This is a genomic window from Georgenia subflava (genome assembly GCF_009193155.1).
Classification (GTDB): Bacteria; Actinomycetota; Actinomycetes; order Actinomycetales; family Actinomycetaceae; genus Georgenia; species Georgenia subflava.
This window is the reverse complement of sequence record NZ_VUKD01000003.1, coordinates 648654-675653: the sequence shown is the minus strand read 5'-3', so window position 1 is coordinate 675653 and position 27000 is coordinate 648654. Positions and strand designations below refer to the sequence as shown.

Sequence of the window (27000 nt, the reverse complement as noted above, 5' to 3'; positions counted from 1 at the left end):
ATGGCAGCAGCTGAGGTCGCCGTCGTCACCGACTCCACCGCCAGCCTCCCTGCCGAGGTCGCCGCCGGTCTCGGGATCACCGTGGTGCCGCTGCACGTGGTGGTCGACGGCGTCGACCGCCTCGACGACGCCGTCGGTTCGACAGATCTGGCGGCGCGGATGGCGGCCGGGCGTACCGTCGTCACCACCTCGCAGCCGTCGACCGCCGAGCTCGCCGCCGCGATGCGCGCCGCCTCGCAGGACGGCCGTCGTGCGGTGGTCGCCGTGCACCTCTCGGCCGAGCTCTCCGGAACCGTCGCCGGCGCACGGCGGGCCGCCGAGCAGCTCGCCGCCGAGGGGATCGAGGTGCACGTCGTCGACTCGCGCACCGTCGCCGGCGGCACCGGTCTGACCGCCGTCGCTGCTGCCGAGGCCGCGGCCGCCGGGCGGACCGCCCCGCAGGTCGTCGCCGTCGCTCGGGAGACCGCCGCGAAGTCCACGGTCCTCTTCGCGGTGCCGGACCTGGCCACCCTGCAGCGGGGCGGGCGCATGGGGACCGGCGCCGCCTTCGTCGGGGCGGCCCTCGGGATCCGTCCCGTGCTCGGGATCGCCGACGGCCGCATCGTCGTCGTCGAGACCGTACGCGGCCTCGCCCGGGCCCGGCGTCGCGTGCTCGAGCGCGCGGTCCAGGCGGCCGGCGGTCCCCGCGCCCGGGTGCCGCACCCGCCGGCGGTCCGGGTCCGCCTCGCGGTGCACCACTTCGGCGACCACGACGCGGCGCTCGCGCTGCAGGAGGACCTGGCCGAGGGGTTGGCCAGCACCGGTGCCCTCGTGGCGGGGGCGCTGCGCAGCGAGCTGACGGCTGTCGTCGGTGCCCACGCCGGTCCGCGCGTCGTCGGCGTCGTCGTCGCACCGGCAGGCTGAGCACGAATCTGCCTGCGTCGGCCGGCGCCCGTCCACAGCAGCGCGTAGAGCGCCCACGCGCCACCGCCGTCCACAGCAGCACGCTGAGCGCCCACAGGTCCGCCCTCCGCCACCGCCCTTCCACAGCAGCGTGCCTGAGCGCCCCCACAGGTCCGCCCTGCGCCACCGCCGTCCACAGCGGCGCGCCCGACGGCCGCCGGCCAGGCGGCGGGGTGCCTAACGTCCCGGCGTGGAGAGTCGGCGACGGGACCGCGGGGCACGCCTGCGTGCTCTGACCACCGCCGCGTACACCGCGACCGCAGGCCACCTGGAGATCGAGCCGGAGGAGGACGACGCTCGCGGCGTCCGTCGCTGGGCGCCGACGGTCCGGTCGGTGGTCGTGTCCGGCGTCGTGGTCATGGTCCTTGCCGCCGTCCTCACGGCCTGGGCACTGGCGCACCGGCCGGGCGAACCTGTGCCCTTGCCGCCGCCGGGCGCGGCCGGAACCAACGAGCCGACGTCGGAAGCGCCACCTGGGACCGCGGCGCGACCGGGGACCGCGGCGCCACCTGGGACCGCGGCGCCACCTGGGACCGCGGCGCCGCCCGAGAGCGGGCCCGTACCCGACGGCCAAGGCTCCGAGCCGGGCGGTGGCGGGCCGACGCCCGGGACCGTGATCGTGCACGTCGTCGGGGCGGTCGCCGCACCCGGTGTCGTCGAGCTGCCCGCCGGTTCGCGCGTGACCGACGCGGTCACCGCGGCGGGCAGCGCGACCGACGATGCGGATCTCGCGGCTCTGAACCTCGCACGGTTGGTGCTCGACGGCGAGCAGGTCTACGTGCCGCGCGCCGGCGAGGAGGTGCCCGGCGGCTCGGCAGGGCCGGCACCGCCGGGCACGACCGTGCCGGGCCCTGCGGAGGGGGACGCCGCCGGTCCTGTCGACCTGAACACCGCCACGGCGACCGAGCTCGACACGCTCCCCGGCGTCGGTCCGTCGATCGCCCAGCGCATCCTCGACTGGCGCGACCTCAACGGACCGTTCCGGACCGTCGACGACCTCGACGAGGTGTCCGGGATCGGGCCGGCCACGCTCGAGCGACTGCGCCCCCTGGTGACCGTGTGAGCGGGCGGCCCGGGGATCGGCGCCCGCGCCCGCCCGGCCGACGGCCAAGCCCGGGGGAGGGCGGCGGACCGGACGCCCGGCCACCGCCCGCCCCCGTCGACGCCCGGCTGGTGCCGGCCGCCCTGACCGCCTGGGCCGCGACGTTCCTCGGGGTCGCCCGCACGCCCTCCCAGCTCACGATGGCCGCCCTCGTCGTCGCCGTGCTCCTGCTGGCCCCGGCGCGGCTGCTTCTCAGGGAGCGGGCCGCAGGCCCCCGTCCGGGACGGCCCGGCGCACGGCACCGCGACGCCGCCCGGCGTCCGCCCACCGCCGCGTCCCTGCTGGCCGGCGCGGTGCTCGTGGCCGTCCTGGTGTCGACAGCTGCCCAGGTCCAGGTGCGCCAGAGCGGCCTGCTCGGCGAGCTCACGGAGCGCGGCGCGAGCGCCGTCGTCACCGGGCGGGTCGCCACCGAGCCGCGCGCTCTCGAGGCCGGGGCCGAGTGGGACTCGAGCGAGCGGTACCGCCTCGAGCTCGACGTCGAGGAGGTCGCCGGACGTGGGGAGCGCTCGGACGCCCGTGCCGGCGTGGTGCTCCTCGGCCCGGCCGGTTGGGGCGAGGTCCGGCTGGGGGAGCAGGTGAGCGTCCGCGGGAACCTCGTGGCCACCGAACCCGGTGACGACGCGCTCGCGCTCGTCGTCACCACCAACGCCCCCGACGTGGTCGGCGTCCCGCCCTGGCACCTGCGCGTGGTCAACCTGCTGCGCGGTGCCCTCCGGGAGGCGACGGCGGACCTCTCCCCGCAGGCGCAGGGCCTGGTCCCCGGCATCGCCGTCGGGGACGACCGTGCGCTGCCGGCCCCGCTTGTGGAGGACATGCGCATCACCGCGCTCACCCACCTGACGGCCGTGTCCGGAGCCCACGTGGCCATCCTGCTGGGGTGCGTCCTCGGAGCCCTCGTGTGGCTGCCGCGCCGGTGGCGCAGCGTGGCCGGGGCGGTGGCGCTGCTGGCCTTCGTCGGGCTGGTGCGACCGGAGGCGAGCGTGCTGCGCTCGGCGGTGATGGGCGCCGTCGTCCTGGCCGCGCTCCTGCTGGGACGCCCGGCCCGGGCGCTGCCCGCCCTGTCGGCGGCGGTGGTGCTGCTCCTCCTGGTGGATCCGTGGCTCGCCCGCTCCTACGGCTTCGCCCTCTCGGTGCTCGCCACCGCAGGGCTCGTGCTCCTGGCGCGGCCCTGGGCCCGGTGGCTCAGCCGTCTGGTGCCCCGTTGGCTGGCGACGGCGCTGGCCGTGCCCGCAGCCGCTCAGGCCACCTGCGCACCCGTGGTCGTGCTCCTCACGCCCGCGCTCTCGCTGTACGCGGTGCCCGCGAACGTCCTCGCCGCCGTCGCAGTGCCGCCGGCGACGGTCCTCGGGGTCGGTGCGACAGTGCTCGCACCCCTCTGGCCGGGCGCGGCGCACGCCCTCGCGGTCGGCGCCTCGGTCTGCACCGCGTGGATCGCGCTGGTCGCGCGGTTCTTCGCCGGCCTCCCGGGGGCGCAGCTCCCATGGCCCGGCGGTCTCACCGGGGTGCTCTGCCTGGCCGTGGCCACCGTGCTCGCGGTGCTCCTGCTCGCCCGGGCCGGGCCGCGGCGGCCGGGCGCTGCGCTCGGGGTCCTCGCGCTGCTCGGTCTGGTCCTGCTGCTGCCCTGGCCGCGCGCGGCGCTCGTCGCCCGGCTCCCCGACGGCTGGCCACCGGAGGGCTGGGTCGCGATCCAGTGCGACGTCGGGCAGGGCGGCGCGTTCCTCGTTCGTTCCGGTCCGTCGGCCGCGGTGATGGTCGACGTCGGGCCGGCCGACGGCGACGCCGCGGGGTGCCTCACCGCCGCCGACGTCCACCGGGTCGACCTGCTCGTGCTCACCCACGGCCACGTGGACCACGTGGGCGGGCTCGCCGAGGTGCTCGGCGCCGTCGAGGTGCGGGCCGCGGTGCTCGGGCCCGGTGCCGAGCCGGCGACGACGGTGGCCGCCGTCCGCGACCAGCTCGCCGACGCCGGTGTACCGCTCGGGCGCCCGCTCGCCGGCGGGGCGGACGCCACCGGCACGGCGGGCTCGGTGGCGTGGGAGGTGCTGTGGCCCGACGCGGCGGCGGTCGAGCGGCTGCCCGCCGCGGAGGCCGTCAACGACCTCTCGCTCGTTGTCCGGCTCAGCTCGCCGCGGCTGCTGGCGGTGGCGCTCGGGGACGTCGAGCTCGCCGGGCAGTCTGGGCTGGTCCGGGAGATGCGCACCCGCGGCCTCCGCGGCACGGACGTCACGGTGATGTCCCACCACGGCTCGGCCCGCCAGGACCCCGCGCTGGCTGCGCTGCTGCAGCCGCGGCTGACCCTGGTGAGCGTCGGGGAGGGCAACGACTACGGGCACCCCGCGCCGTCCGCGCTGGAGCTCTACGGCGCCGGCGGCGGCCTCGTCCTCCGCACGGACCTCTGCGGCGCGGTCGCCGTGGTGGGCGCCGCCGCGCCGAGGGACGGGCTGGCCGTGGTCGCCCGGTGCCCACGCTGAGGCCCGGTGCGACCGGGTGTGGGCAGGCCGTGGCAGGCTGTCCCCGTGCCACCCGCCCGCCGCCGCCCAGCCGCCACCCTGACGTGGGACACCGTCGACCTCGCCCCCGTGGTGCTGGTCCGAGGCACCGAGGGGCTGCTCGCCGACCGGGCGGTGGACCGGCTGGTCGAGCAGGCCCGAGCGGCGGACCCGCAGGTGGAGATCACGTACCTGGAGGCGGCCGCCTACGAGAACGGCGTCCTCGAGATGGTCGCGAGCCCCTCGCTCTTCGGCGAGCGTCGGTGCGTCGTCGTCCAGGGAGCCGAGGCGATGACCGACGCCTTCCTCGACGACGCCCTGAAGTACCTCGGCTCCGTCCCGGAGGACGTGTGGCTGGTCATCCGTCACAACGGCGGCGCGCGGGGGAAGAAGCTCCTCGACGCCGTTGCGGCCGCCGGGCACCCGGTCGTCGCCTGCGACGCGATCAAGCGCGACGGCGACAAGGTCGACTTCGTCCGGGCCGACTTCTCCAGGGCGCGGCGTCGTATCGACCCGGACGCCGTGCAGGCGCTCGTGGAGGCGGTCGGAGCGGATCTGCGCGAGCTCGGGGCGGCGACCAGCCAGCTGATCGCCGACACCGCCGGCACCGTGACCACCGACGTGGTGCTGCGCTACTACGGCGGCCGGGTCGAGGCGACCGGCTTCAAGGTGGCCGACGCCGCGGTGGCCGGGCACGCCGGCGAGGCGGTGGCGCTGCTGCGCCACGCCGTAGCCACCGGCACCGGCCCGGTGCCGATCGTTGCTGCCCTGGCCGTCAAGCTGCGGACCCTCGCCAAGGTGGCAGCGACCCGGGGCCGCTCCGGCGTCTCGGCCGGTGAGCTCGGTCTGGCTCCCTGGCAGATCGACAGGGCCCGCCGGGACCTCTCGGGCTGGACGCCGGAGGGCCTCGCCAGCGCCATCACCGCGGTCGCCGCCGCGGACGCGGAGGTCAAGGGACTGGGGCGCGACCCCGTGTTCGCCGTCGAGCGCGCCATCCTGCGCGTGGCTGCCGCGCACGGACGCTGACGAGACGATCGCACGCCCCGCGACGCCGGCGGCGGGGTACCCGTAGAGCGACGACCGGCGGGACGCACCGGCGCGAGGCCGCCCGCAGGGCCGGGCGCCGCTCTGGCGAGGTCCTGACGAAGAACGCCGGCGTCGGCACCCTCGTGGGGTGCCGACGCCGGCGGGGAACCGCTCGGGCGCCGAGGGGTGGTGGCGCCGCGGGCGGAGATCAGGCGTTCGCGCCGACCGGGGCGAAGGCGCCGTCGCGCACGGCCTCCATGGCCTTGGTCCACGAGACGAGCTGCTCGAGCATCGGCTCGACCGAGGCGGCGGCCGGCTCGGTCGGGGTGAACACCGAGAAGTTCTCGAAGTCGGTGAACAGCGACATCAGGACCGCGTTGCGCACGTGCGCGACCTGCATCTCGGACAGGATCCCGCGCAGGTGCTCGACCGCACGGGCGCCGCCCGCGGAGCCGTAGGAGACGAAGGCAGCGGCCTTGTTGTTCAGCTGGCCGTAGACGAAGTCCAGGGCGTTCTTCAGCGCGCCGGTGATCGAGTGGTTGTACTCGGAGACGACGAAGACGTAGCCGTCGAACTCGGCCATCTTGGCGGCCCAGGCCTGCCCCTCGGCGCCCTCCCCGGGACCGAACGACGGCGGGGTGGCCTCGTCCCAGACCGGGAGCTTGAAGTCGGCGATGTCGACGACCTCGAACTCGGCGTCCGCGCGCTGGTCGGCGATCGACTTCACCCAGTTCGCGACGTTCAGGCTCTGCCGGCCGGGACGGATGCTGCCGGTGACGATGGCGATCTTGGTCATGGTGCTCCTTCGGAGGTTTATGGGACGGGTTACGCCCGGTGACGTCCATACGAATGCATAGAGCGCCCCGGTGATTCCCGCCGGAGTACGGTTGTGAGCAAGGCCATACAAGTTGAATGTTCAATGGGCTGCGGAGTCCCGGAGGAGGGACGGGTCCGGCTGTTCACCTGTGTCGACGGCCTGGTGTCCGCGGCGATGGACGGCTCCGGTCCACCTCGGCGCCGCGGACTAGCGTGTGGCGCGTGGTCGAGCGATTCCAGGTCATCCCAGCCGCGTACCTCGTTCTGCTCCGCGAGCGGCCGGGAATGGCCGACGAGGTGCTGCTGACGCTGCGCCGTGGCACGGGGTACATGGATGAGCACTGGGCGTGTGGCGCGGCCGGGCACGTCGAGGCGGGGGAGTCGGTGCTCGCGGCGGCGGCACGTGAGGCCCACGAGGAGCTCGGCATCTCGGTGCAGGAGCACGACCTCGTGCCGGTGACCGTCATGCACCGCAGCGCTGGGAACGGCGACCCGGTCGACGAGCGCGTCGACTTCTTCTTCCGTCCCAGCCGGTGGGCAGGTGAGCCGCGCCGTCGCGAACCGCACAAGTCCGCGGCGCTGGGATGGTTCGCCCTCGACGCGCTGCCGGACCCGGTCGTCCCGCACGAGCGCGTCGTCCTCGACGCGCTACGGCACGGCACGGTGCCCGCTGTCACGGTGCTGGGCTTCTGATGAGCGACCAGGCGCCGAGCCGGACCGAACGGCTCGACCGGCTGCCCTTCACCCGCGAGCACGGCCGGCTCCTCGTCGGCTCCGGCGTCGGATGGGCGCTGGACGCGATGGACGTCGGCCTCATCTCCTTCGTCATGGCGGCCCTGGCGGTGCAGTGGGGCCTGGACGACACCCAGCTCGGCTGGATCGGGTCGATCGGGTTCGTCGGCATGGCCATCGGTGCCTCGCTCGGCGGCCTGCTCGCCGACCGCTTCGGCCGCCGGAACGTCTTCGCCGTCACCCTGCTGGTCTACGGCCTCGCCACCGGCGCCTCCGCGCTCGCCACGGGCGTCGGCGTGCTGCTCGTGCTGCGCTTCCTCGTCGGACTGGGACTCGGCTCCGAGCTGCCGGTCGCCTCCACCCTCGTCAGCGAGTACGCCCCGACCCGCATCCGCGGCCGCCTCGTGGTCATCCTCGAGGCCTTCTGGGCCGTCGGCTGGTTCGGTGCGGCCCTGATCGGCTACTTCGTCGTCGCCGGCTCGGAGAGCGGCTGGCGGTGGGCGCTAGCCCTCGGCGCGGTCCCCGCGCTCTACGCGCTGTACGTGCGCTCCTCGCTGCCCGAGTCGGTGCGCTTCCTCCAGTCGCGCGGCCGGCACGAGGAGGCGGAGGCCGCCGTGCGCGCCTTCGAGACCTCGCCGGCGGTGTTCGGCGCCGCCGCCGAAGGCTCGCGCACGTCGGACGCGCACGAGGCCGCCGCAACGGACCACAGCCCGTGGCCGGCGGCCGCGCGGCCGGACGTCGCCGCGACGGGCGGGCTGCGCGCCGTGTGGGGGCCGGCGCTGCGGACGCGGACCGCCGGGCTCTGGCTGGTGTGGTTCTTCCTCAACTTCGCCTACTACGGCGCCTTCACCTGGCTGCCCACCCTGCTGGTCGCCTCCGGGCACGACCTGGTCCATTCCTTCGGGTACACGGTGGTCATCACCGCGGCCCAGGTGCCCGGCTACGCCGTCGCCGCCTACCTGATCGAGGCGTGGGGCCGCCGGCCCACCCTGGTCACCTTCCTCGCCGGTGCCGCGGGCGCGTCCTACCTCTTCGCCGTCGCGACCACGCCGGCAGGCGTGATCACCGCCGGGTGCCTGCTGTCGTTCTTCGCCCTCGGGGCCTGGGGCGCGCTCTACGCCGTCACGCCGGAGATGTACCCGACGTCGGTGCGCGGCACCGGCTCGGGCTGGGCGGCGGGCTTCGGACGCATCGCCTCGATCCTCGCTCCGCTGTCCGTCCCCGTGCTCAACCGCGCCGGCGAGATCTGGCTCGTCTTCGCCGTCTTCGCCGTGGCGTTCGGGATCGCCGCTGCCGGGGCGCTGCTGCTCGCCGAGCGGCGCGGGCTCACCCTGGAGGAGTAGCCCCGGGCCGTCGTCGAGCTCCTCCGTGGCGGTGCGTTCACCCGCCCGACACCGCACACACCCGCCTGCGTCGCCGACCGGTCATCGTGTGCGGGCACGGTCGGGGCGTGCGAGTCGCAGTCGTCACCGAGTCCTTCCTCCCGTCCGCCAACGGTGTGACCACCTCCGTCCTGCGCGTGCTCGACCACCTGGCCGCGCACGGCCACCAGGCGGTCGTGGTGTGCCCCGGGCCGGCCCCGCAGACGTACGCCGGCTTCCCGGTCGTCGCCGTGCCGGCGTTCACCTACCGCGGGTTCCGCGCCGGGCTCCCGAGCCCGCTCCTGGCCCGGGTGCTCGAGGACCTCGCGCCCGACGTCCTGCACGCAGCGTCACCGTTCGGCCTCGGCGCGCAGGGCCTCGTCGCCGCACGACGGCGAGGGATACCCACCGTGGCGATCTTCCAGACCGACGTCGCGGGCTTCGCCGGCAAGCACGGGCTACGTGCCACCGCCCCCGCCATCTGGCAGTGGTTGCGTCGCGTCCACTCCTACGCGGACCGCACCCTCGCCCCCTCCAGCGCGTCGCTCGCCGACCTCGCGGCCGCCGGGATCACCCGGACGGCCTGGTGGGGGCGTGGCGTCGACGCCGAGACCTATCACCCGCAGCACCGCGGCACCCCGGCGGGCGCGGCGCTGCGCAGGCGTCTCCTCGACGGCGCGCCCGGGGGGACGGTCCTCGTCGGCTACGTCGGTCGCCTCGCGCCCGAGAAGGGCGTGGGACGGCTCGCCGGGCTGGCGCGCCTGCCGGGCGTGCGGCTGGTGGTCGTCGGAGACGGGCCCGAGCGCGCGGCCCTCGAGCGGGAGGTGGGTCCGGCCGGGGCCCGGATGCTCGGCCGCCTCGACGGCGCCGACCTCGCCCGCGCCTACGCCGCCCTGGACGTGTTCGTGCACACCGGCACCCACGAGACGTTCGGCCAGACGCTCCAGGAGGCCATGGCCAGCGGCCTGCCGGTCGTCGCACCGGCGGCGGGCGGGCCGCTCGACGTCGTCGCCGAGGGGGAGACCGGCTACCTGTACGCGCCGGACGACGACGCCGCCCTCGCGCAGGCGGTCAGGGTGCTGGCCGCGGACCCGGGCATGCGGGCCCGGATGGGCGAGGCAGGCCGACGCAGGGTGCTGCCGCGCTCGTGGGAGGCGCTCGGAGAGGCGCTTCTCAGGCACTACGCCGACGTGGTCGAGCACGCCGAGGCGCGCGCCTCACGACTGGTCGCCGATCTGGAACGGACGACGCCGAGTTTCTGAGCCCACGAACGACCCTGAGCGTCTGAGCGCACGAACGACGCCGAGCGTGTGAGCGCACGAACGACGCCGTGCTTCTGAGCGCACGAACACCGGCGGCGCCGCACCCCGTGGGGTACGGCGCCGCCGGTGGCTGCGCGGTCGAGCAGGTGCGCTCAGAGAGCGGCGACCTGCTTGGCCAGCTTGGACTTGCGGTTCGCGGCCTGGTTGGCGTGGATGACGCCCTTGCTCGCCGCCTTGTCGAGCTTGCGGCCGGCGGACTGCAGCGCGGTGGCCGCAGCGTCCTTGTCGCCGGCGGAGACGGCCTCACGGACCCGACGCACGTGCGTCTTCAGCTCCGACTTCACGGCCTTGTTGCGCAGCCGCGCCTTCTCGTTGGTGAGGATGCGCTTCTTCTGGGACTTGATGTTCGCCACGTATGGACACTCTCTTTGCGTTCGCCTGAGCGATCTGTCATCGGTCGTGAGGGATGTGCCGCGACCGGGACTGGGGCGTGGGGATACCCGCGTGGTTGGTCGGTGGCCGGGCCGCCACCGACCGGGCGGCAACCCAAGCAACCACCCTACCAGCCGTGGCCGTCGCTACGGCAGCCCCGCACCGACGTGACGGACCTCTCGTCGGGGTGCGTGCCGGGACCGGACGCGCCGGCTCCGAACCAGGACCGCACCGACGTCGGACGGCGGCTCCGACGGGACCGCGGTTCTCCGATGGGACCGCGGCTCTAGAACGGCGGCTCTCCGGGGGCTGGGTCACCGGTGACGGGGCGCAGGTCCGCGGCGTCTCAGCCGTGCTGGGCGCGCAGGGCGGCGGCGACCTCGTCGAAGCGCGCCCGGTCGAGCGCGCCGCCCTCGCGGCGCACGGCCGAGGGGTCGACCCACAGCAGCCGGTCCAGGCGGACCTCGCTCGGGCGGCCCCGCGCGTCCCACGCGCCCGGTCCGACGTCGATCCAGCGACGGCCGTACCGAGCCTCGTCGGCGGCGTCGACGTCGTGGTCCTTCGACGTCATCTGCGCGACGACGAGGCCGGCGCCCTCCTGCGCGAGCACGAGGACCGGACGGTCCTTGCCCTGCGTCGGGTCGTCGTCGTAGGGCACCCACGTCCAGACGACCTCACCGGGGTCGGGCTGATCGTCCCCTCGGGGGGCGTACTCGATCTGCGGCAGGCCGATGCGGGCGACGTCGTACTCGACCGTGTCCCGCGAGCCGGCCTCGACCTGCTGCTCGCCCGAGCTGACCGACCGCGAGATCGCCCCGCGACGGCCGGCGTCGGGACTGGTGCGGCGCGGGCCGCCGCGCCCGGGCACGCCGGCCGAGCGCCGACGCCGGAGCTCGCGGGCGGTCCCGGCGGCAGCTCGGCCGGCGATGTCGAGCGCGCGGCGCAGGATGCTGTTCATGGCGCGCAACGCTATCGGGGCACGTCCCCGTCCGCCCGACGGTGCGCCGGTGGATCCGGCTCGGGCCGCGCGCCCAGGACGGCGACCCGTCAGACGGCGACGCGTCAGCCGGCGAGCAGGAGCACGGCCGTGACGAGCGCGCCGACGAACGAGAGCGGGATCGCGGCCACCGTGCCGAGCAGCGCCACGATCGTGACGCGCAGGTCGTCCCGCAGGTAGGGGGCGTGGACGGTGCCGCCCGCGGCGACCCGCGCCGCACGCTGGGCGGCCTCGACGCGTGGCAGGAAGCGCGCCGTGCGCACCGCGCCCTCGGCCACGGCCGCGTTGAGGGTCTCGACCTCGTCCTGCAGCGCGCGGCGGGTGGGGTCGGAGCCGTCGGCGTCGAGCACGACCACCTCGCCGGCGCCCGGGCCCACGGAGCGGTGCAGCTCGAGGCCCTCGGTCTGGATCTGCAGGCGCTCCCGGCGCACGGCGAGCACGAGCACGGGGACCGCGAGCAAGAGCGCCAGGCCGAGCGGGATCCAGGCGGTCCACGCGGCGCCCGTCATGCCGTTGAGGACGCCGAGCAGGGCGAAGATCGCCAGGCCGGCTCCGGCTGCCGTCAGCAGCACCGCGCCCGGACGCCGCGCGACACGCACCAGCGTGGGAACGACCTGGTTGAGCATGTCGCCGGCCGCAGTCATGGAAGAAGGTTCGCACGATGCGCCGACGGCGGACGAGCGCTCCCCCCTGGGCGAACACGGGGAACACCCTCCCTGAACCACGGGAACACCGCCCCTGGGCGAACCCGTGGAACACCCGTCGTCGTCGCTCCGGCCCCCGTCGTGGGACCATGGGGCTGACTTCCGTTCCCGTGCGCCACGCGCACCGCACGTCTCCCGAGGTAGCTGAGTGTCACCCATCCCCGGCCCGGCCCAGGCCGCGCAGATCCGTCCGGCGGCGACCCCGCCGGAGCTGCTGCGCAACTTCTGCATCATCGCCCACATCGACCACGGCAAGTCGACGCTGGCGGACCGGATGCTCCAGCTCACCGGCGTGGTCGAGGCCCGGGCGATGCGTGCGCAGTACCTGGACCGGATGGACATCGAGCGTGAGCGCGGCATCACGATCAAGTCCCAGGCCGTGCGCATGCCCTGGCAGGTCCAGGAGCAGGCCTACGCGCTCAACATGATCGACACCCCGGGGCACGTCGACTTCTCCTACGAGGTGAACCGCTCGCTGGCAGCGTGCGAGGGCGCGGTGCTCCTGGTGGACGCCGCGCAAGGCATCGAGGCCCAGACCCTGGCCAACCTGTACATGGCCATGGAGAACGATCTGGCGATCATCCCCGTGCTCAACAAGATCGACCTGCCCGCCGCCCAGCCGGAGAAGTACGCCGAGGAGCTCGCCGGTCTCATCGGCGGCGACCCGGAGGACTGCCTGCGGGTGTCCGGCAAGACCGGCGAGGGCGTCCTCGAGCTCCTCGACCGCATCGTGCAGGACGTCCCGGCGCCCGTTGGCGACGCCGACGCACCCTCCCGGGCGATGATCTTCGACTCCGTCTACGACACCTACCGCGGCGTGGTCACGTACGTCCGGGTGATCGACGGACAGCTCACGCCGCGCGAGCGCATCCAGATGATGTCGACCCGCGCCTCGCACGAGCTCCTCGAGATCGGCGTGATCTCACCGGACCCGAAGCCGTCCGACGGTCTCGGCGTCGGGGAGGTCGGCTACCTCATCACCGGCGTGAAGGACGTGCGCCAGTCCAAGGTTGGAGACACGGTCACCAACCTGTCCAAGCCCGCCGAGGCGGCGCTGGGCGGCTACCGCGAGCCCAAGCCCATGGTGTTCTCCGGGCTGTACCCCGTCGACGGCTCCGACTACCCGGTGCTGCGCGACGCCCTCGACAAGCTCAAGCTCAACGACGCCGCGCTCGTGTACGAGCCGGAGACGTCGGTGGCCCTCGGCTTCGGGTTCCGCTGCGGGTTCCTCGGCCTGCTGCACCTGGAGATCGTGCGCGAGCGGCTCGAGCGCGAGTTCGACCTCTCGCTCATCTCGACGGCGCCCAACGTCTCCTACGACGTCGTCACCGAGGACGGCACCGCGATCCCGGTGACCAACCCGAGCGAGTTCCCCGAGGGCAAGATCAGCTCCATCAGCGAGCCGGTCGTCCGCTCGACGATCCTTGCGCCGAGCGAGTTCGTCGGCGCCATCATGGAGCTGTGCCAGGGTCGGCGCGGTTCCCTGCTCGGCATGGACTACCTCTCCCAGGACCGGGTGGAGCTGCGCTACACCCTCCCGCTCGCCGAGATCGTCGGGGACTTCTTCGACCAGCTCAAGTCCAAGACCCGCGGCTACGCGTCGCTGGACTACGAGCCCTCGGGCGAGCAGGAGGCCGATCTGGTGAAGGTCGACATCCTGCTCAACCACGAGCACGTCGACGCCTTCTCCGCGATCGTCCACCGGGACAAGGCGTACAGCTACGGCGTCACGATGGCCGAGAAGCTCAAGGAGCTCATCCCGCGGCAGCAGTTCGAGGTCCCCATCCAGGCCGCCATCGGCGCGCGGGTCATCGCCCGCGAGACCATCCGTGCCCTGCGCAAGGACATGCTCGCCAAGTGCTACGGCGGCGACATCAGCCGCAAGCGCAAGCTCCTGGAGAAGCAGAAGGAGGGCAAGAAGCGCATGAAGAACATCGGCCGGGTCGAGGTCCCGCAGGAGGCGTTCATCGCCGCGCTGACCTCCGACGCACCCACCGGAAAGAAGTGATGACCGCGCGCGTCACGCACGTGTGCCGGGTGGCCGACCTGCACCCCGACGCCGGCACCGTCGGGGTCACCGCCATCGACAAGCGACCCGTGAGCGGACCGGTGAAGGTGGGCACGTACGGCCTGTACGGCGACGTCCAGGCAGACCGGAAGCACCACGGCGGCCCGGAGAAGGCCGTGTACGCCTTCGCCCAGGCCGAGGCCGACCACTGGGCCGCCGAGCTCGGCGAGGACGTGCCGGCCGGCAGGTTCGGGGAGAACCTGCGCGTCGCGGGCGCCGTGGTGGAGGACGCCGAGATCGGCGAGCGGTGGCGGGTCGGACCGACGCTCGAGCTCGAGGTGACCGGGCCCCGCACGCCCTGCGCGACCTTCGGGCGGTGGCTGCACCAGGACGGCTGGGTGCGGCGGTTCAGCGAGCGGGCCCACCCCGGGGTCTACCTCCGCGTGCTCACCACCGGTGAGGTGACGGCCGGCGACGAGGTCTCCGTGACCCACCGTCCCGGGCACGGCGTGACCGTGCGCGACTGGTTCACGCGCCAGGACCCGGCCGACGCCCGCGCCCTGCTCGCGCACGAGCGAGCCACGGGCTGGACCATGGCGGACTACCTGCGCGACTACGTCGGCCGCGCCGCGGCCCGCGGGCAGTAACCGTGGCGCCCGCACTTCCCGACGGCGAGACGCCCCCCGACGACGGCGTCCTGCCAGTCTCCGCCGCCGCGGGTTCCGCCGAGCGCGACCTCGGCGTCTACCTGCACGTGCCGTTCTGCCGGGTGCGCTGCGGCTACTGCGACTTCAACACCTACACCAACGCCGAGCTCGGCGGCGGCGCGAACGCCGACAGCTACGCGGACACGGCCCTGCGCGAGATCGAGCTCGCCGCCGGCGTCCTGGCCGACCCGCGGCTCGCCGCCGCCGGCATGCCCGCGCGCGACGTCGCCACCGTCTTCGTCGGCGGCGGCACCCCCACCATGCTCCCGGTGGCGGACCTCGCGCGGATGCTCGACGGCGTCCGGTCCACCTGGGGCCTCGCGGACGGCGCGGAGGTCACCACCGAGGCGAACCCCGACTCGGTCGACGCCGCCGCCCTGGAGGCCCTCGCCGAGGCCGGCTTCACGCGGGTGTCCTTCGGCATGCAGTCCGCCGTGCCCGAGGTGCTGGCCACGCTCGACCGCACCCACGACCCAGCCCGGCTGCCGGACGTCGTGCGGTGGGCGCGGGCGGCCGGTCTCGACGTCTCGGTCGACCTCATCTACGGCACCCCGGGGGAGAGCCTCGCCGACTGGCGCAGGAGCCTGGACTCCGCCGTCGCGCTGGAGCCGGACCACGTCTCCGCCTACGCGCTCGTGGTGGAGCCGGGGACCAAGATGGGCGCGCAGGTGCGCCGGGGCGAGCTGCCCCTGCCGGACGACGACGACGCGGCGCTCAAGTACGAGCTGGCCGAGGAGGTGCTCACCGCGGCCGGCCTCGGCTGGTACGAGGTCAGCAACTTCGCGCGGGCCGACGCCCAGGACCAGGGCGGCACACCGCGGCACGCGAGCCGGCACAACCTGTCCTACTGGCGCGGGCACGACTGGTGGGGCGTGGGGCCCGGCGCGCACAGCCACGTCGGCGGGGTGCGCTGGTGGAACGTCAAGCACCCGCGCACGTACGCCTTCCGGCTCGAGCAGGGGCTCAGCCCGGCCGCCGGCCGGGAGCGGCTCGAGGACGCCACCCGCGAGCTCGAGCGGATCATGCTGGGGGTGCGGCTGGCCGAGGGGATCGAGCTGGAGCCCGGCACCGGTCGGGTGCCGGACCGGCAGCGCTCCGCCGTCGCCGATCTGATCGGCCAGGGGCTCATCGAGTTCGCCCCGGCCCGCCGCGGGCGGGTGGTTCTCACGCTGCGGGGCAGGCTGTTGGCCGACGCGGTGGTGCGTGCCCTGACCGACTGAGCGTGGCGTCGTTGACGCGCGCCGCACCCTCCGGTTGGCTGGGCTCGAGCGGCCCGTGACTACGGGCGCCGAGACCACATCGAAGAGGACGCCACGTGACGCAGAGCCCGCCGCCCTTCAACCCGGACGAACCCGCAGACGGACAGTCCCCGCAGGAGGACTCGTCCGGACAGCAGCCCCCGCGTCCGAACGGCGAGGACCCGGCGCAGGAGTCCGCCGCAGCGGAGCCGCAGCCCGGGCAGCCGCCCGCCGACGGTGAGCAGGGGTCGGCCGACGAGCAGGCGCAGCCCGGGTACGGCGAGCCGCCGACCTACGGTGCGCCGTCGGCCTACGGCCAGCAGCAGCCGGACTACGGCCAGCAGTCCGGCTACGGCCAGCAGGCCGGCTACGGCCAGCAGCAGGGGCAGGGCGGCTACGGCGAGCAGCCGACCTACGGTGCGCCGTCGACCTACGGGCAGCAGCAGCCTGGCTACGGCCAGCAGCCTGGCTACGGCCAGCAGCCTGGCTACGGCCAGCAGCCTGGCTACGGCCAGCAGGCCGGCTACGGCCAGGGTGCGTACGGTCAGCAGCAGCCGGGCCAGGGCGGCTACGGCCAGGGCGCGTACGGCCAGCCGCAGGGTCAGGGTGCCTACGGTGCGCAGCAGCCCGGCTACCAGGGCGGCTACGGTCAGCCTCCGCAGGGCCCGCCGGTCGCGCCGCCGGTGTCGGCCCAGGGCGGCTACGGCCAGCCGGGCTACGGCGCGCCGCAGCGCACCGCTTCCGTCGGCGAGGCGTTCCGCTACGCGTGGCAGGGGTTCAAGGCCAGCCCGTGGCCGTGGATCGTGGCCGGTCTCGTCCTGTTCGTCGTCGGAACCATCGGCCAGACGATCGAGCGCAACATCCGCGAGGCCAACTTCCGGGCCGGCGACTCCCTCATGGCGGTCAGCTTCGACCCGGCCGCCGAGCTGATCGGGATCATCTTCACGATCATCAACCTCATCATCGGGGCCGCCCTGGTCCACGCCGCGCTGCGGGTCCTGGACGGCAAGAGGGTCGAGCTCGGCGACTTCCTGCGGGTCCCGAACATGCTGCACGTGATCCTCGCCGGCATCCTCGTGTCCATCGCCACCACCGTCGGACTGATCCTCCTGGTGATCCCCGGACTCATCGTCATCGTCCTGAGCATCTTCTACCTGCACTTCGCGGTCGACCGGAACCTCTCGGCGATCGAGTCCATCAAGCAGAGCGTGCTCCTCGTCAAGGACCACGTCGGGACGGCGATCCTGCTGATCCTGGCCGGTATCGGCGTCGCCATCCTGGGCGCCATCGCCCTGGTCGTCGGGCTCCTGGTCGCCATGCCGCTGATCCTGATCGCCTCGGCGTTCGTCTACCGCCAGCTCTCCGGCGGACCGGTCATGGTGCCCGGCTCCAGCCACTGACTCGCGCGGCCGACGACGGGTCCGACCACGAGGTCGGGCCCGTCGTCGTGCCCTGCACGGGCAGGGCCTACTCCGGCACCGCGGTGACGAAGTCGATGAGCTCCTCCATGCGGCCGAGCAGCGCGGGGGAGAGGTCCTTGTAGTCGCGGACCTGACCGAGGATCCGCTTCCAGCCACGCGCGATGTCCGCCTGGTCGGCGTGCGGCCACCCCAGCGCCTCGAGCGTGCCGTGCTTGATGTCGGTGCCGCGCGGGACGTCGGGCCAGCGGCGCATTCCCACGCGCTCGGGGCGCACGGCCTGCCACACGTCGACGTACGGGTGACCGAGCACGAGCACGTGCGCCCCGCCTGCGCCGGCGGTGACCTTCGCGGCGATCCGCGACTCCTTGGACCCGGGCACCAGGTGGTCCACCAGCACCCCGGCGCGCCGGGTCGGACCGGGCCGGAAGTCGTTCAGGACCGACTCGAGGTTGTCGACGCCGTCGAGCATCTCGACGACGACGCCCTCGACCCGCAGGTCGTCGCCCCAGACGCGCTCGACGAGCTCGGCGTCGTGACGTCCCTCGACCCAGATGCGCGAGGCTCGGGCGACCCGGGCACGCTGCTGCGCGACCGCCAGGGACCCCGACGCCGTCAGCTTCCGGCCCCCGGCGGTGGTCGGTCCGCGGCGCGCGGGCGCGGCCACGGGCACCGTCAGGTTCACCGGCTTCCCGTCCACCCAGAAGCCGGGGCCGAGCGGGAACGTGCGGGTGCGGCCCCGGCGGTCCTCGAGGACCACCACGTGCATGCCGCCGGACTTCTCCACGCGTACCACGGCGCCGACCCACCCGGTCTGGACCTCCTCCACCACGAGGCCTGGCTCGGCGCCCTGGTCACGGGCGGTCGGGCGGTGGGCGAAGGCGCCGGTGCGGTGCGGGTCGGTGGACAGGACGTCGGAGCCGTAGCGGTCGTTCACCCTGGCAGGGTAAGCAGTGTGGGCCCCGCCACCGACGAGGCGAGGCCGTGGCGCGTAGGATTAGCACTCGGGACCTGAGAGTGCTGACCCGGGAGGAGGCCCAAGTGAGTGACGACCGTCGACTCGACGTGCTGCGCGCGATCGTGCAGGACTACGTGGCAACGCGTGAGCCCGTCGGCTCCCGCGTGCTCGTCGAGCGCCACTCCCTGGGCGTCTCGCCGGCCACGATCCGCAACGACATGGCAGCCCTCGAGGAGCACGGCTTCATCGCCCAGCCCCACACCTCGGCCGGGCGCGTGCCCACCGACAAGGGCTACCGGGCCTTCGTCGACCAGATCAGCACCATCAAGCCGCTCTCGGCCGCCGAGAAGCGGGCCATCCAGGTGCTCCTCGACGACGCGGTGGACCTCGACGACGTCGTCGAGCGCACCGTGCGCCTCCTCGCCCAGCTCACCCACCAGGTCGCCGTCGTGCAGTACCCCTCGCTGCGCCGCTCGGCCCTGCGCCACCTCGAGCTCGTCCCGCTGAGCCCTCAGCGCCTTCTCGTGGTGATCATCACCGACGCCGGCCGGGTGGAGCAGCGCACCGTCGAGACCGCCGCCGAGATCGACCCCGGCGTGGTCGCCGAGCTCCGCGCACGCCTCAACGTGGTGTGCGCCGGCCGGCGGCTGTCGATGATCACCGGGCCGCTCTCCGAGCTGCCCCAGCAGTTCCCCCCGACGCACCGCGCCCTTGTCGAGGCCGTCTCCGGCGAGCTGACGGACACCCTCCGCATGGAGTCCGAGGAGCGGATCGTCATGGCCGGCACGGCGAACCTGGCCCGGTCCGACATCGACTTCACCCGGACCATCGGCCCGGTGCTCGAGGCGCTGGAGGAGCAGGTGGTCCTGCTGAACCTCTTCTCCGAGATGGAGGACGACGCCGTCGCCGTGCGCATCGGCGCCGAGAACCACCACGAGGGCCTCGTCGAGGCGTCCATCGTGGCCAGCGCCTACGGTGGGGACAGCACGTCGGAGGGCGTCGCCCGTCTGGGTGTGCTCGGCCCCACCCGCATGGACTACCCCGGGACCATGGCGGCCGTGCGCGCCGTGGCCCGCTACCTCTCCCGCATCCTCGCCGGGTGACCCCAGATCCAGCCCCGCCCGCCCCCCACGGCGCGGCGGGGCCACGACCGCACGACGACCGACCCAGCCCCCAGCAGAGAGTGACGTGGTGAACGACTACTACGAGATCCTCGGTGTCTCCCGCCAGGCGAGCGCGGAGGAGATCAAGAAGGCCTACCGCCGGTTGGCGCGCAAGCTCCACCCGGACGTCGCGGGGCCCGAGGTGGCCGACCAGTTCAAGGACGTCACCCGCGCCTACGAGGTCCTCTCCAACCCGGAGAAGCGCCAGCTCTACGACATGGGCGGCGAGTCCGCCCTCGGCGGCGGCGGTGGCGGCGGCGCCGGGTTCGGCGGCTTCCAGGACATCTTCGAGACATTCTTCGGCGCGGCAGCCGGCGGCGCCCCGCGCGGCCCCGTCCCGCGTGGCCGCCGCGGTCAGGACGCCCTCGTCCGGCTCGACATCGACCTCTCCGAGGCGGTCTTCGGCGCGCCCAAGGAGCTGCAGGTCGAGACCGCCGTGGTGTGCGGCACGTGCCACGGCTCCTGCTGCCGCCCGGGCACCTCGCCGCGCACCTGCGACGTCTGCCACGGCCGCGGCTCCGTCCAGCGGGTGACCCGGTCGTTCCTCGGCCAGGTCATGGCCACCTCCGCCTGCGCCGCCTGCCAGGGCCACGGGACCGTCATCGACGACCCGTGCCAGGACTGCTCCGGCGAGGGCCGCGTCCGGACCCGCCGCACGATCCGCGTCGACGTCCCCGCCGGCGTCGACTCCGGCACCCGCATCCGGATGACCGGCCAGGGGGAGGTCGGCCCCGGCGGCGGCCCGGCCGGGGACCTGTACGTGGAGATCCGCGAGAAGGCCCACCCGGTGTTCGTGCGCCGCGGCGACGACCTGCACTGCACGCTCACCGTGCCGATGACCGCCGCGGCGCTGGGCACCGTGATGGTGCTCGAGACCCTCGACGGCGTCCGCGAGATCGACGTCGAGCCCGGCACCCAGCCCGAGCAGGTCTACACGCTGCGCGACCTCGGCGTGGGGCACCTGCACCGCGGCGGTCGCGGCGACCTGCACGTCCACGTCGACGTCCAGGTACCCACCCGGCTCGACGAGCGCCAGCGCGAGCTCCTCGCCGAGCTCGCCGAGCTGCGCGGCGAGGAGCAGCCCGAGCCGCGCCTGGCCGCCACCGGCTCCGGGGTCTTCTCCAAGCTCCGCGAGAAGCTGGCCGGGCGCTGACGACCCGATGAGCACGGCCGTCTTCCACGCCGGGGCCGGCGTCCTCGACGACGCCGCGCCGGGCGCGACGGTGACGCTGCGCGGGGACGAGGCCCGACACGCCGCCGTCGTGATGCGCCTGCGGGCCGGCGAGCGGGTCGACCTCGTCGACGGTGCGGGTCTGCGCGTCTCCGGCACCGTCTCGGCGGCCGCCAAGGACGAGCTCACCGTCGCCGTCGAGTCCCGCGCCCAGGAGCTGGCCCCCGCCGTGCGGCTCGTCCTCGTCCAGGCGCTGGCGAAGGGCGGGCGCGACGAGCAGGCCGTCGAGACGGCCACCGAGCTCGGCGTCGACGCCGTCGTGCCCTGGCAGGCCGCCCGCTCCGTGTCCGTGTGGTCCGGGCCGAAGCTGGAGCGTGGCCGGCAGCGCTGGTCCGCCGTCGCCCTGGCCGCCGCGAAGCAGTCCCGGCGGTCCTGGGTCCCCGCCGTCCGCGAGCCGGTCCGCACCTCGGGCCTGGCCGCGGACGTCGCCGCGACGGTCGCCGCCGGCGGAGCGGTCCTCGTCCTGCACGAGCAGGCCGCGGTCCCGCTCGCGGCGGCCCGGCTGCCCGGCCCAGGAGCCGCCGACGCCGACGCAAGCGGAGCGAGCGACGTCGTCGTGGTCGTCGGCCCCGAGGGCGGCATCACCGACGAGGAGGTCGCCGCGCTGACGGACGCCGGCGGCCAGCCGGTGCTGGTGGGGCCGCACGTCCTGCGGACCTCCACCGCGGGACCCGCCGCCCTGGCCGTGCTCGCCCAGCGGCTCGGCCGGTGGGGCTGAGGCGAACCCCCGGGCCGTGCCATATCCTGCAGACGGTGCAGCGACCGCTGCGCCGACCCGACACCGAGGAGTGACGAGGGCCGAACGGCCCGTCCCCATGTCGCAGATCCCTGCCAACGACGACGGCATGCCTGCCGGTCACGTCCAGCACCAGGTCACCGTCCCCGAGGACCTTCCCATGGTCACCCTGCTCGGTCATCGCGACGAGGTGCTCCGCGCCGTCGAGGGTGGCTTCCCCGGCGTGGACATCCACGTGCGCGGCAACGTCGTGACCCTCACGGGGCCGGCCGGCGACGTCGCCCTCGCCGAGGGCCTCGTCGAGGAGCTCGCCTCCGTGGCCGGCGCCGGCCAGCCGCTGAGCACCGACGCCGTCGAGCGCGCGATCGGCATGCTCACCACGCCCGGCCCGGAGCGGCCCGCGGAGGTGATGACCACCAACATCCTGTCCTCGCGCGGGCGCACGATCCGGCCCAAGACGGTCGGCCAGAAGCGCTACGTCGACGCGATCGACTCCTCCACCGTCGTGTTCGGGATCGGCCCGGCAGGCACCGGCAAGACCTATCTCGCGATGGCCAAGGCCGTGCACGCCCTGCAGTCCAAGCAGGTCAACCGGATCGTCCTGACGCGGCCCGCGGTCGAGGCCGGCGAGCGGCTCGGGTACCTGCCGGGCAGCCTCAACGACAAGATCGACCCGTACCTGCGACCGCTGTACGACGCCCTGCACGACATGCTCGACCCGGAGTCGATCCCCAAGCTCATGGCGGCCGGCACGATCGAGGTGGCGCCGCTGGCGTACATGCGCGGGCGCACCCTCAACGACGCCTTCATCATCCTCGACGAGGCCCAGAACACCTCGCCCGAGCAGATGAAGATGTTCCTGACGCGGCTCGGCTTCAACTCCCGCGTCGTCGTGACCGGTGACGTCACCCAGGTCGACCTGCCCACCGGCACCCGCTCCGGCCTGCGGGTGGTGCAGGAGATCCTCGACGACATCGAGGACGTCACCTTCTGCCGCCTGAGCAGCGCCGACGTCGTCCGCCACCGCCTCGTGGGGGAGATCATCGACGCCTACGAGCGCTGGGACGCCACCACCCGGCACCACGACGGCGCCCGCCGTCCGGACCGGCCCGGCCGGCGCCAGGACCGGGAGGGACGATGAGCACCGAGGTCTCGAACGAGTCCGGGTACGAGGTCGACGGCGAGGAGTTCGCCGCGCTCGCGCGCTACGTGCTCGAGGAGATGCGGGTCCACCCGCAGGCGGAGCTGTCGATCCTGTTCGTCACGACCGACGTCATGTCCGAGCTGCACGAGCGCTGGATGGACGAGCCGGGGCCCACCGACGTCCTGTCGTTCCCGATGGACGAGCTGCGGCCGGGCCGCGCCGGCGAGGAGCCCACCGAGGGCACGCTGGGCGACATCGTGCTGTGCCCCGAGGTCGCCGCCGCCCAGGCCCGCACCGCCGGTCACTCCACCATCGAGGAGCTGCTGCTGCTCACCACGCACGGCATCCTCCACCTGCTCGGCTACGACCACGCCGAGCCGGAGGAGGAGAAGGAGATGTTCGCGCTCCAGCGCCGCCTCCTCCTCACGTTCCTGGCCGGGCGGTAGGCCGGCATGGAGGGAATGATCGACCAGGTCCCCGAGTGGTGGCTGCTGGTGCTGACGCTGCTCGGCCTCGCCGTCGGCGCCACGCTCAGCGCCGGTGAGGCCGCCCTGAACCGGGTGACCCGCACCGCCGTCGCCGAGATGGCCGGCAACGGCGGCCGCAACGCCCACGCCGTCGCCCGGCTCGTCGAGCGGCGGCCCGAGGCCGTGGCCGCCGCCGGGTTCGTCCGCGTGCTCGCCGAGATGACCGCCGCCGTGTGCCTGACCCTCGCGGTGGCGGACCTGCTGCCCCGCTGGTGGCAGGTGCTGGGTGTCTCGGTCGCCTTCGCCGCCCTGCTGCTCGCGGTCGTCGGCGGGGTCAGCCCGCGCCGGCTCGGCCGTCGCAGCCCGACGGCGGTGCTCTCGCTCCTCGCACCGGTCCTCAACGCCCTCGCCACCGTGGGCGGCGCGGTCGTCCGCGGCGGCCGCGCGCTCTCGCCCCGCCCCGCGCAGACCGACGGCGAGGCCCGGGAGGAGCGGGAGGAGGACCTGCGCTCCATGGTCGACCGGGTCTCGGAGTCCGAGCAGATCGAGGAGGAGGAGCGCGAGCTGCTCCAGTCCGTCTTCGAGCTCGGCCGCACCATGGTGCGCGAGGTGATGGTCCCGCGCACCGACATGGTCACGATCGACGGCGACGAGTCGTTGGGCCGCGCGATCACGCTCTTCACCAGGTCCGGCTACTCGCGGGTGCCGGTCGTCGGCGAGTCCACCGACGACCTGCTCGGCGTCCTCTACCTCAAGGACGTCATGCGCCGCGTCCACCGCCGCTCCGACGCCGAGGGGCTCATGTGCTCCGACGTCATGCGCGAGCCGGCGTTCGTGCCCGAGACGAAGCTGGTGGACGACCTCATGCGCGAGATGCAGGCCGACAGCGTGCACATCGCCATGGTGGTCGACGAGTACGGCGGGATCGCCGGGCTCGTGACCATCGAGGACCTCCTCGAGGAGCTCGTCGGGGAGATGATTGACGAGCACGACCGCGCCGAGCCCGAGGTCGAGCACCTCGACGACGGCACGGTCCGGGTCCCCGCCCGCCTGCCCATCGACGAGCTCGGCGACCTGTTCGGGCTGGAGATCGACGACGACGACGTCGACTCGGCCGGCGGTCTGCTCGCCAAGGCGCTGGGCAAGGTGCCGCTGCCCGGCGCCGCTGTGGACGTGCTCGGCATCCACCTGGTCGCCGAGCGTGCGGAGGGCCGGCGCCGCCGGGTCTCCACCCTCCTGGCCTCACCGGCCCGGACCGCCACCGACGACGACGAGACGCAGGTGGAGCCATGAGCTTCCCGTCCGACGACGAGCTGATGGCCGGGCCGAACGCCCTCGACGACGGCCTTATCGACGCCGGCGACTGGCCGGCGGACTACCGGGCGGGGTTCGCCTGCCTGGTCGGCCGGCCCAACGCGGGCAAGTCCACGCTGACCAACGCGCTGGTCGGGCAGAAGGTCGCCATCACCTCCGGCCGGCCGCAGACCACCCGGCACACCGTGCGCGGCGTCGTTCACCGCGAGGACGGCCAGCTGGTGCTTGTCGACACGCCCGGGCTGCACCGGCCCCGCACGCTGCTCGGGCAGCGGCTCAACGACCTGGTGCGCGAGACCCTCGCCGAGGTCGACGTCATCGTGTTCTGCCTGCCCGCCGACGAGAAGGTCGGGCCGGGGGACAAGTTCATCGCCCGCGAGCTGACCCAGCAGCGCACGCCGGTCGTCGCCGTCGCCACCAAGGCCGACAAGGTCTCGCGCGAGCGGCTCGCCGAGCACCTGCTCGCCGTCTCGGCCCTGGGGGAGTGGGCGGAGATCGTGCCCGTCTCCGCGGTCAAGGACGACCAGATCGGCCTGCTCACCGACCTGCTGCTCGCGCGGATGCCGTTCGGCCCGCCCATGTACCCGCGCGGCGAGCTGACCGACGAGCCGGAGAACGTCATGATCGCCGAGCTCGTGCGTGAGGCGGCGCTCGAGGGCGTGCACCACGAGCTGCCGCACTCCCTGGCGGTGCTCGTGGACGAGGTGACCGAGCGACCCCGCGAGGAGGGTGACCAGCGCCCGCCGATGCTCGACGTGCGCGTGGACCTCTACGTCGAGCGGGACTCGCAGAAGGCGATCATCATCGGCAAGGGCGGGGCCCGGCTCCGCGACGTCGGGACCCGCGCCCGGCACGGCATCGAGGCGCTGCTCGGCGCACGGGTCTACCTCGACCTGCACGTGCGGGTCGCCAAGGACTGGCAGCGCGACCCCAAGCTGCTCGGCCGGCTCGGCTTCTGAGGTTCGAGCCGCGACGAGTGACACGTTCCGCACCGCTGAGTGGTGCGCGCTGGCGACCGCTTCGTGTCGCTCGGCGGGTCGGGTGCGGCGAGTGATGGCTGGCGGGGACTGTGCGGTACGCGGCGGCGGGCCGAGGTCGGCCGGACGAGGGCGACCGCCTACCCTGTTCCGGTGAGATACCGCAGGCTGGCCGCCAGCATCGTGCTGGTGCTCCTCCTCGGTCTCGTCGGCTCGCTCGCCGGGCCGGGATGGAACCCGCAGCCGCTCGAGCACACCCTCGTGCCGGCGACGGCGGACACCACCATCGGCGGCGACGTCCGCACCGCGCCCGTGGGCACGTACGAGGTGCAGCGGCAGGTGATCGACGTCCAGGTCGCCGACGACGTCACGATCCAGGCCACGATCGCCGCGCCGGTCGCGGCCGCCGGTCCCGACCGGCCGGGTCTGGTCTTCATGCACGGGGCCGGGACGGCGACTCACGAGAACTTCGCCGACATCACCACGGACCTGGCGAGCGCCGGCGTCGTCACGATGGTGCCCGACAAGCGCACCGACACCTACTCCACCCGCTCCCGCGACTACGCCGGCATGGCCGAGGACTACCTCGACTCGCTCGAGGTTTTGCGGCAGTGGCCCGGGGTCGACCCGGACCGGGTGGGCGTCTACGGCGAGAGCGAGGGGGCCATGTCCGCCCCGATCGCCGCGGCCGAGAGCGAGCACGTCGCCTTCGTGGTGCTGGTCTCGGCGCCCGTGCTGCCCATCCGCGAGCAGGGTGCGTTCGCCGCCGACTCCTACCTGCGTGAGGTCGGCGTGCCCGACCGCCTGCTGCGCGCCATCCCCAGACTGGTCGGCGGGAGCTTCCCGGGCGGGGGGTTCGAGTACTTCGACTTCGACGTCTCGCCGTACCAGGAGCGGATGACCCAGCCGGTGCTGATGGTCTACGGCGCCGCGGACGCCTCGATGCCGATCGTCCAGGGCGCGCAGATCCTGCGCGAGGACCTCGAGGTCGCGGGCAACGAGCAGCTCACCCTGCGCTACTACGAGGGCGCGAACCACGGCATCCGGGTCGACGGCCAGCTCGCGGACGGCTTCACCGAGGACGTCGCCCGGTGGATCCTCGGGCTGCCCGAGACCGCCGACGCGGCGCCCCAGGTCGCGGGCGCCGAGCCCGTCCAGACCTTCCGGGCCGACCCGGTGGACCATCCACGGTGGTACGCCACCGGGGACATGATCGTGGTCACGTTCATCGTCGGTCTCGGTCTGCTCGCCGCCGGCCCCGTCCTCGCCCTGGCCGGCCAGCTCCCACGCCTCTGGGGCCGCCGGCCCAGTGCTGCGGGTGCGCCGCTGGGCCGCTACACGGCGGGCCTCGGCATGGCGACCCTGGCCACCTGGATCGTCTACGTCGCCTACCTGCTCGGGGTGGCCTCGCTGGCCCTCAACTACGGTCACGACGCGTTCCTGGTCCAGGGCGGCTGGCTCGCCGTGCAGGTCGTGGGCATCCTCGCCGCCGTGATGCTGGTCCTCACGGTCGGTGCCGGATGGCGGTCGTACCGGGGGACCGGCCCGTCCCGCACAGGCGCGCTCGGCTGGGCGAGCGTCCTGTGCGTGGTGACCGGCAGCCTCGTCCTGCTGGTCGCGGCCGCGTACTGGGGCGTGTACCCGGCGGTGCTCTGATCCACCGGTGCGCCGCCTCCGGCAGGGGGAGAGAGCGCCGCCTAATCGGTCGGAGGTCGGCCGGATGGCGGGCGTCTGCGCGGCCGCCCGGCGCGCGCATGGCACCCTATGGGGGCAGAC

At 74.2% G+C, this 27000-nt stretch carries 24 protein-coding genes; 19 read left to right on the top strand and 5 right to left on the bottom strand.

The window, feature by feature from the left end:
* The 4 genes from GD748_RS13020 (at position 1) to holA (ending at position 5559) form a co-directional block, all read left to right on the top strand.
* Positions 1 to 903 (top strand): DegV family protein, encoded by a 903-nt coding sequence (locus tag GD748_RS13020; RefSeq protein ID WP_152195591.1) that lies wholly within the window; start codon positions 1 to 3, stop codon positions 901 to 903.
* A gap of 229 nt (positions 904 to 1132) precedes the next feature.
* Complete coding sequence (locus GD748_RS13015; protein ID WP_226921294.1) at positions 1133 to 2005, top strand: ComEA family DNA-binding protein; 873 nt, start codon at positions 1133 to 1135, stop codon at positions 2003 to 2005.
* A 110-nt stretch (positions 2006 to 2115) separates the two neighbouring features.
* Complete coding sequence (locus tag GD748_RS13010) at positions 2116 to 4515, top strand: ComEC/Rec2 family competence protein (RefSeq protein WP_152195590.1); 2400 nt, start codon at positions 2116 to 2118, stop codon at positions 4513 to 4515.
* Positions 4516 to 4560: 45 nt separating this feature from the next.
* Entirely contained in the window at positions 4561 to 5559 is a 999-nt protein-coding gene (gene holA / locus GD748_RS13005; RefSeq protein WP_152195589.1) for a DNA polymerase III subunit delta, read from the top strand.
* Between the two features lie 208 nt (positions 5560 to 5767).
* On the opposite strand, the gene GD748_RS13000 is transcribed toward holA, so the two are convergent.
* Positions 5768 to 6355, bottom strand: coding sequence for an NADPH-dependent FMN reductase (locus GD748_RS13000; protein ID WP_152195588.1), 588 nt, complete (start codon positions 6353 to 6355; stop codon positions 5768 to 5770).
* Positions 6356 to 6597: 242 nt separating this feature from the next.
* Between GD748_RS13000 and GD748_RS12995 the strand changes: the two genes are divergently transcribed.
* The 3 genes from GD748_RS12995 to GD748_RS12985 all read left to right on the top strand — a co-directional run bounded on the left by GD748_RS12995 (position 6598) and on the right by GD748_RS12985 (position 9730).
* Positions 6598 to 7068 carry an NUDIX domain-containing protein gene (locus GD748_RS12995; protein WP_193312935.1) on the top strand — a complete coding sequence of 157 codons (471 nt, stop codon included), beginning with the start codon at positions 6598 to 6600 and terminating at the stop codon, positions 7066 to 7068.
* Entirely contained in the window at positions 7068 to 8450 is a 1383-nt protein-coding gene (locus GD748_RS12990; protein ID WP_152195586.1) for an MFS transporter, read from the top strand. The genes GD748_RS12995 and GD748_RS12990 overlap by 1 nt, the downstream gene beginning before the upstream one ends.
* 107 nt (positions 8451 to 8557) lie before the next feature.
* Positions 8558 to 9730, top strand: coding sequence for a glycosyltransferase family 4 protein (locus tag GD748_RS12985; protein ID WP_152195585.1), 1173 nt, complete (start codon positions 8558 to 8560; stop codon positions 9728 to 9730).
* Between the two features lie 152 nt (positions 9731 to 9882).
* Here the strand turns inward: GD748_RS12985 and rpsT are convergent, their stop codons facing one another.
* The 3 genes from rpsT to GD748_RS12970 form a co-directional block, all read right to left on the bottom strand.
* Positions 9883 to 10143, bottom strand: a complete 261-nt coding sequence (gene rpsT, locus GD748_RS12980) for a 30S ribosomal protein S20 (RefSeq protein WP_152195584.1) — start codon at positions 10141 to 10143, stop codon at positions 9883 to 9885.
* A 365-nt stretch (positions 10144 to 10508) separates the two neighbouring features.
* A complete protein-coding gene (locus tag GD748_RS12975) occupies positions 10509 to 11120 on the bottom strand; it encodes a type II toxin-antitoxin system PemK/MazF family toxin (RefSeq protein ID WP_152195583.1) in 612 nt (203 codons plus the stop codon).
* Positions 11121 to 11224: 104 nt separating this feature from the next.
* Positions 11225 to 11803: a hypothetical protein gene (locus GD748_RS12970; RefSeq protein ID WP_152195582.1), complete on the bottom strand. Its 579-nt coding sequence runs from the start codon at positions 11801 to 11803 to the stop codon at positions 11225 to 11227.
* A gap of 208 nt (positions 11804 to 12011) precedes the next feature.
* Here GD748_RS12970 and lepA point away from each other — a divergent pair, with 208 nt between their 5' ends.
* The 4 genes from lepA to GD748_RS12950 all read left to right on the top strand — a co-directional run bounded on the left by lepA (position 12012) and on the right by GD748_RS12950 (position 17216).
* Complete coding sequence (lepA, locus tag GD748_RS12965) at positions 12012 to 13871, top strand: translation elongation factor 4 (RefSeq protein WP_152195581.1); 1860 nt, start codon at positions 12012 to 12014, stop codon at positions 13869 to 13871.
* The gene (locus GD748_RS12960; protein WP_152195580.1) at positions 13871 to 14518 is read left to right on the top strand and encodes an MOSC domain-containing protein; all 648 of its coding nucleotides are present in this window, start codon (positions 13871 to 13873) and stop codon (positions 14516 to 14518) included. Before lepA ends, GD748_RS12960 begins: the two co-directional genes overlap by 1 nt.
* Positions 14519 to 14520: 2 nt before the next feature.
* Entirely contained in the window at positions 14521 to 15798 is a 1278-nt protein-coding gene (gene hemW / locus GD748_RS12955) for a radical SAM family heme chaperone HemW (protein ID WP_152195579.1), read from the top strand.
* A gap of 95 nt (positions 15799 to 15893) precedes the next feature.
* Positions 15894 to 17216: a hypothetical protein gene (locus GD748_RS12950; protein ID WP_152195578.1), complete on the top strand. Its 1323-nt coding sequence runs from the start codon at positions 15894 to 15896 to the stop codon at positions 17214 to 17216.
* 67 nt (positions 17217 to 17283) lie between these two features.
* On the opposite strand, the gene GD748_RS12945 is transcribed toward GD748_RS12950, so the two are convergent.
* A complete protein-coding gene (locus tag GD748_RS12945) occupies positions 17284 to 18171 on the bottom strand; it encodes a DUF3097 domain-containing protein (RefSeq protein WP_152195577.1) in 888 nt (295 codons plus the stop codon).
* 104 nt (positions 18172 to 18275) lie between these two features.
* Here GD748_RS12945 and hrcA point away from each other — a divergent pair, with 104 nt between their 5' ends.
* The 8 genes from hrcA to GD748_RS12905 all read left to right on the top strand — a co-directional run bounded on the left by hrcA (position 18276) and on the right by GD748_RS12905 (position 26880).
* Positions 18276 to 19295, top strand: coding sequence for a heat-inducible transcriptional repressor HrcA (hrcA, locus tag GD748_RS12940; RefSeq protein WP_152195576.1), 1020 nt, complete (start codon positions 18276 to 18278; stop codon positions 19293 to 19295).
* An 88-nt stretch (positions 19296 to 19383) separates the two neighbouring features.
* Positions 19384 to 20508 (top strand): molecular chaperone DnaJ, encoded by a 1125-nt coding sequence (dnaJ, locus tag GD748_RS12935; RefSeq protein ID WP_152195575.1) that lies wholly within the window; start codon positions 19384 to 19386, stop codon positions 20506 to 20508.
* Between the two features lie 7 nt (positions 20509 to 20515).
* Complete coding sequence (locus GD748_RS12930; RefSeq protein WP_152195574.1) at positions 20516 to 21304, top strand: 16S rRNA (uracil(1498)-N(3))-methyltransferase; 789 nt, start codon at positions 20516 to 20518, stop codon at positions 21302 to 21304.
* Positions 21305 to 21401: 97 nt separating this feature from the next.
* Positions 21402 to 22463, top strand: coding sequence for a PhoH family protein (locus GD748_RS12925; protein ID WP_152195573.1), 1062 nt, complete (start codon positions 21402 to 21404; stop codon positions 22461 to 22463).
* On the top strand, positions 22460 to 22912 hold the full coding sequence (ybeY, locus tag GD748_RS12920; protein WP_152195572.1) for an rRNA maturation RNase YbeY: 453 nt from the start codon (positions 22460 to 22462) through the stop codon (positions 22910 to 22912). The genes GD748_RS12925 and ybeY overlap by 4 nt, the downstream gene beginning before the upstream one ends.
* Positions 22913 to 22918: 6 nt before the next feature.
* A complete protein-coding gene (locus GD748_RS12915; protein ID WP_226921292.1) occupies positions 22919 to 24226 on the top strand; it encodes a hemolysin family protein in 1308 nt (435 codons plus the stop codon).
* A 23-nt stretch (positions 24227 to 24249) separates the two neighbouring features.
* Positions 24250 to 25206: a GTPase Era gene (era, locus tag GD748_RS12910; RefSeq protein WP_226921345.1), complete on the top strand. Its 957-nt coding sequence runs from the start codon at positions 24250 to 24252 to the stop codon at positions 25204 to 25206.
* 171 nt (positions 25207 to 25377) lie between these two features.
* Positions 25378 to 26880, top strand: a complete 1503-nt coding sequence (locus tag GD748_RS12905; RefSeq protein ID WP_152195570.1) for an alpha/beta hydrolase family protein — start codon at positions 25378 to 25380, stop codon at positions 26878 to 26880.
* Positions 26881 to 27000: the final 120 nt, after the last annotated feature.

What these genes read in the sequence shown, in the direction of transcription:
- GD748_RS12930 (WP_152195574.1), top strand. Translation starts at nt 20,516, where the DNA reads ATGAGCACGGCCGTCTTCCACGCCGGGGCCGGCGTCCTCGACGACGCC.
- ybeY (WP_152195572.1), top strand. Translation starts at nt 22,460, where the DNA reads ATGAGCACCGAGGTCTCGAACGAGTCCGGGTACGAGGTCGACGGCGAG.
- GD748_RS12990 (WP_152195586.1), top strand. Translation starts at nt 7,068, where the DNA reads ATGAGCGACCAGGCGCCGAGCCGGACCGAACGGCTCGACCGGCTGCCC.
- GD748_RS12925 (WP_152195573.1), top strand. Translation starts at nt 21,402, where the DNA reads ATGTCGCAGATCCCTGCCAACGACGACGGCATGCCTGCCGGTCACGTC.
- GD748_RS12970 (WP_152195582.1), bottom strand. Translation starts at nt 11,803, where the DNA reads ATGACTGCGGCCGGCGACATGCTCAACCAGGTCGTTCCCACGCTGGTG.
- GD748_RS13020 (WP_152195591.1), top strand. Translation starts at nt 1, where the DNA reads ATGGCAGCAGCTGAGGTCGCCGTCGTCACCGACTCCACCGCCAGCCTC.
- GD748_RS12915 (WP_226921292.1), top strand. Translation starts at nt 22,919, where the DNA reads ATGGAGGGAATGATCGACCAGGTCCCCGAGTGGTGGCTGCTGGTGCTG.
- era (WP_226921345.1), top strand. Translation starts at nt 24,250, where the DNA reads ATGGCCGGGCCGAACGCCCTCGACGACGGCCTTATCGACGCCGGCGAC.
- GD748_RS13000 (WP_152195588.1), bottom strand. Translation starts at nt 6,355, where the DNA reads ATGACCAAGATCGCCATCGTCACCGGCAGCATCCGTCCCGGCCGGCAG.
- GD748_RS12960 (WP_152195580.1), top strand. Translation starts at nt 13,871, where the DNA reads ATGACCGCGCGCGTCACGCACGTGTGCCGGGTGGCCGACCTGCACCCC.
- GD748_RS12975 (WP_152195583.1), bottom strand. Translation starts at nt 11,120, where the DNA reads ATGAACAGCATCCTGCGCCGCGCGCTCGACATCGCCGGCCGAGCTGCC.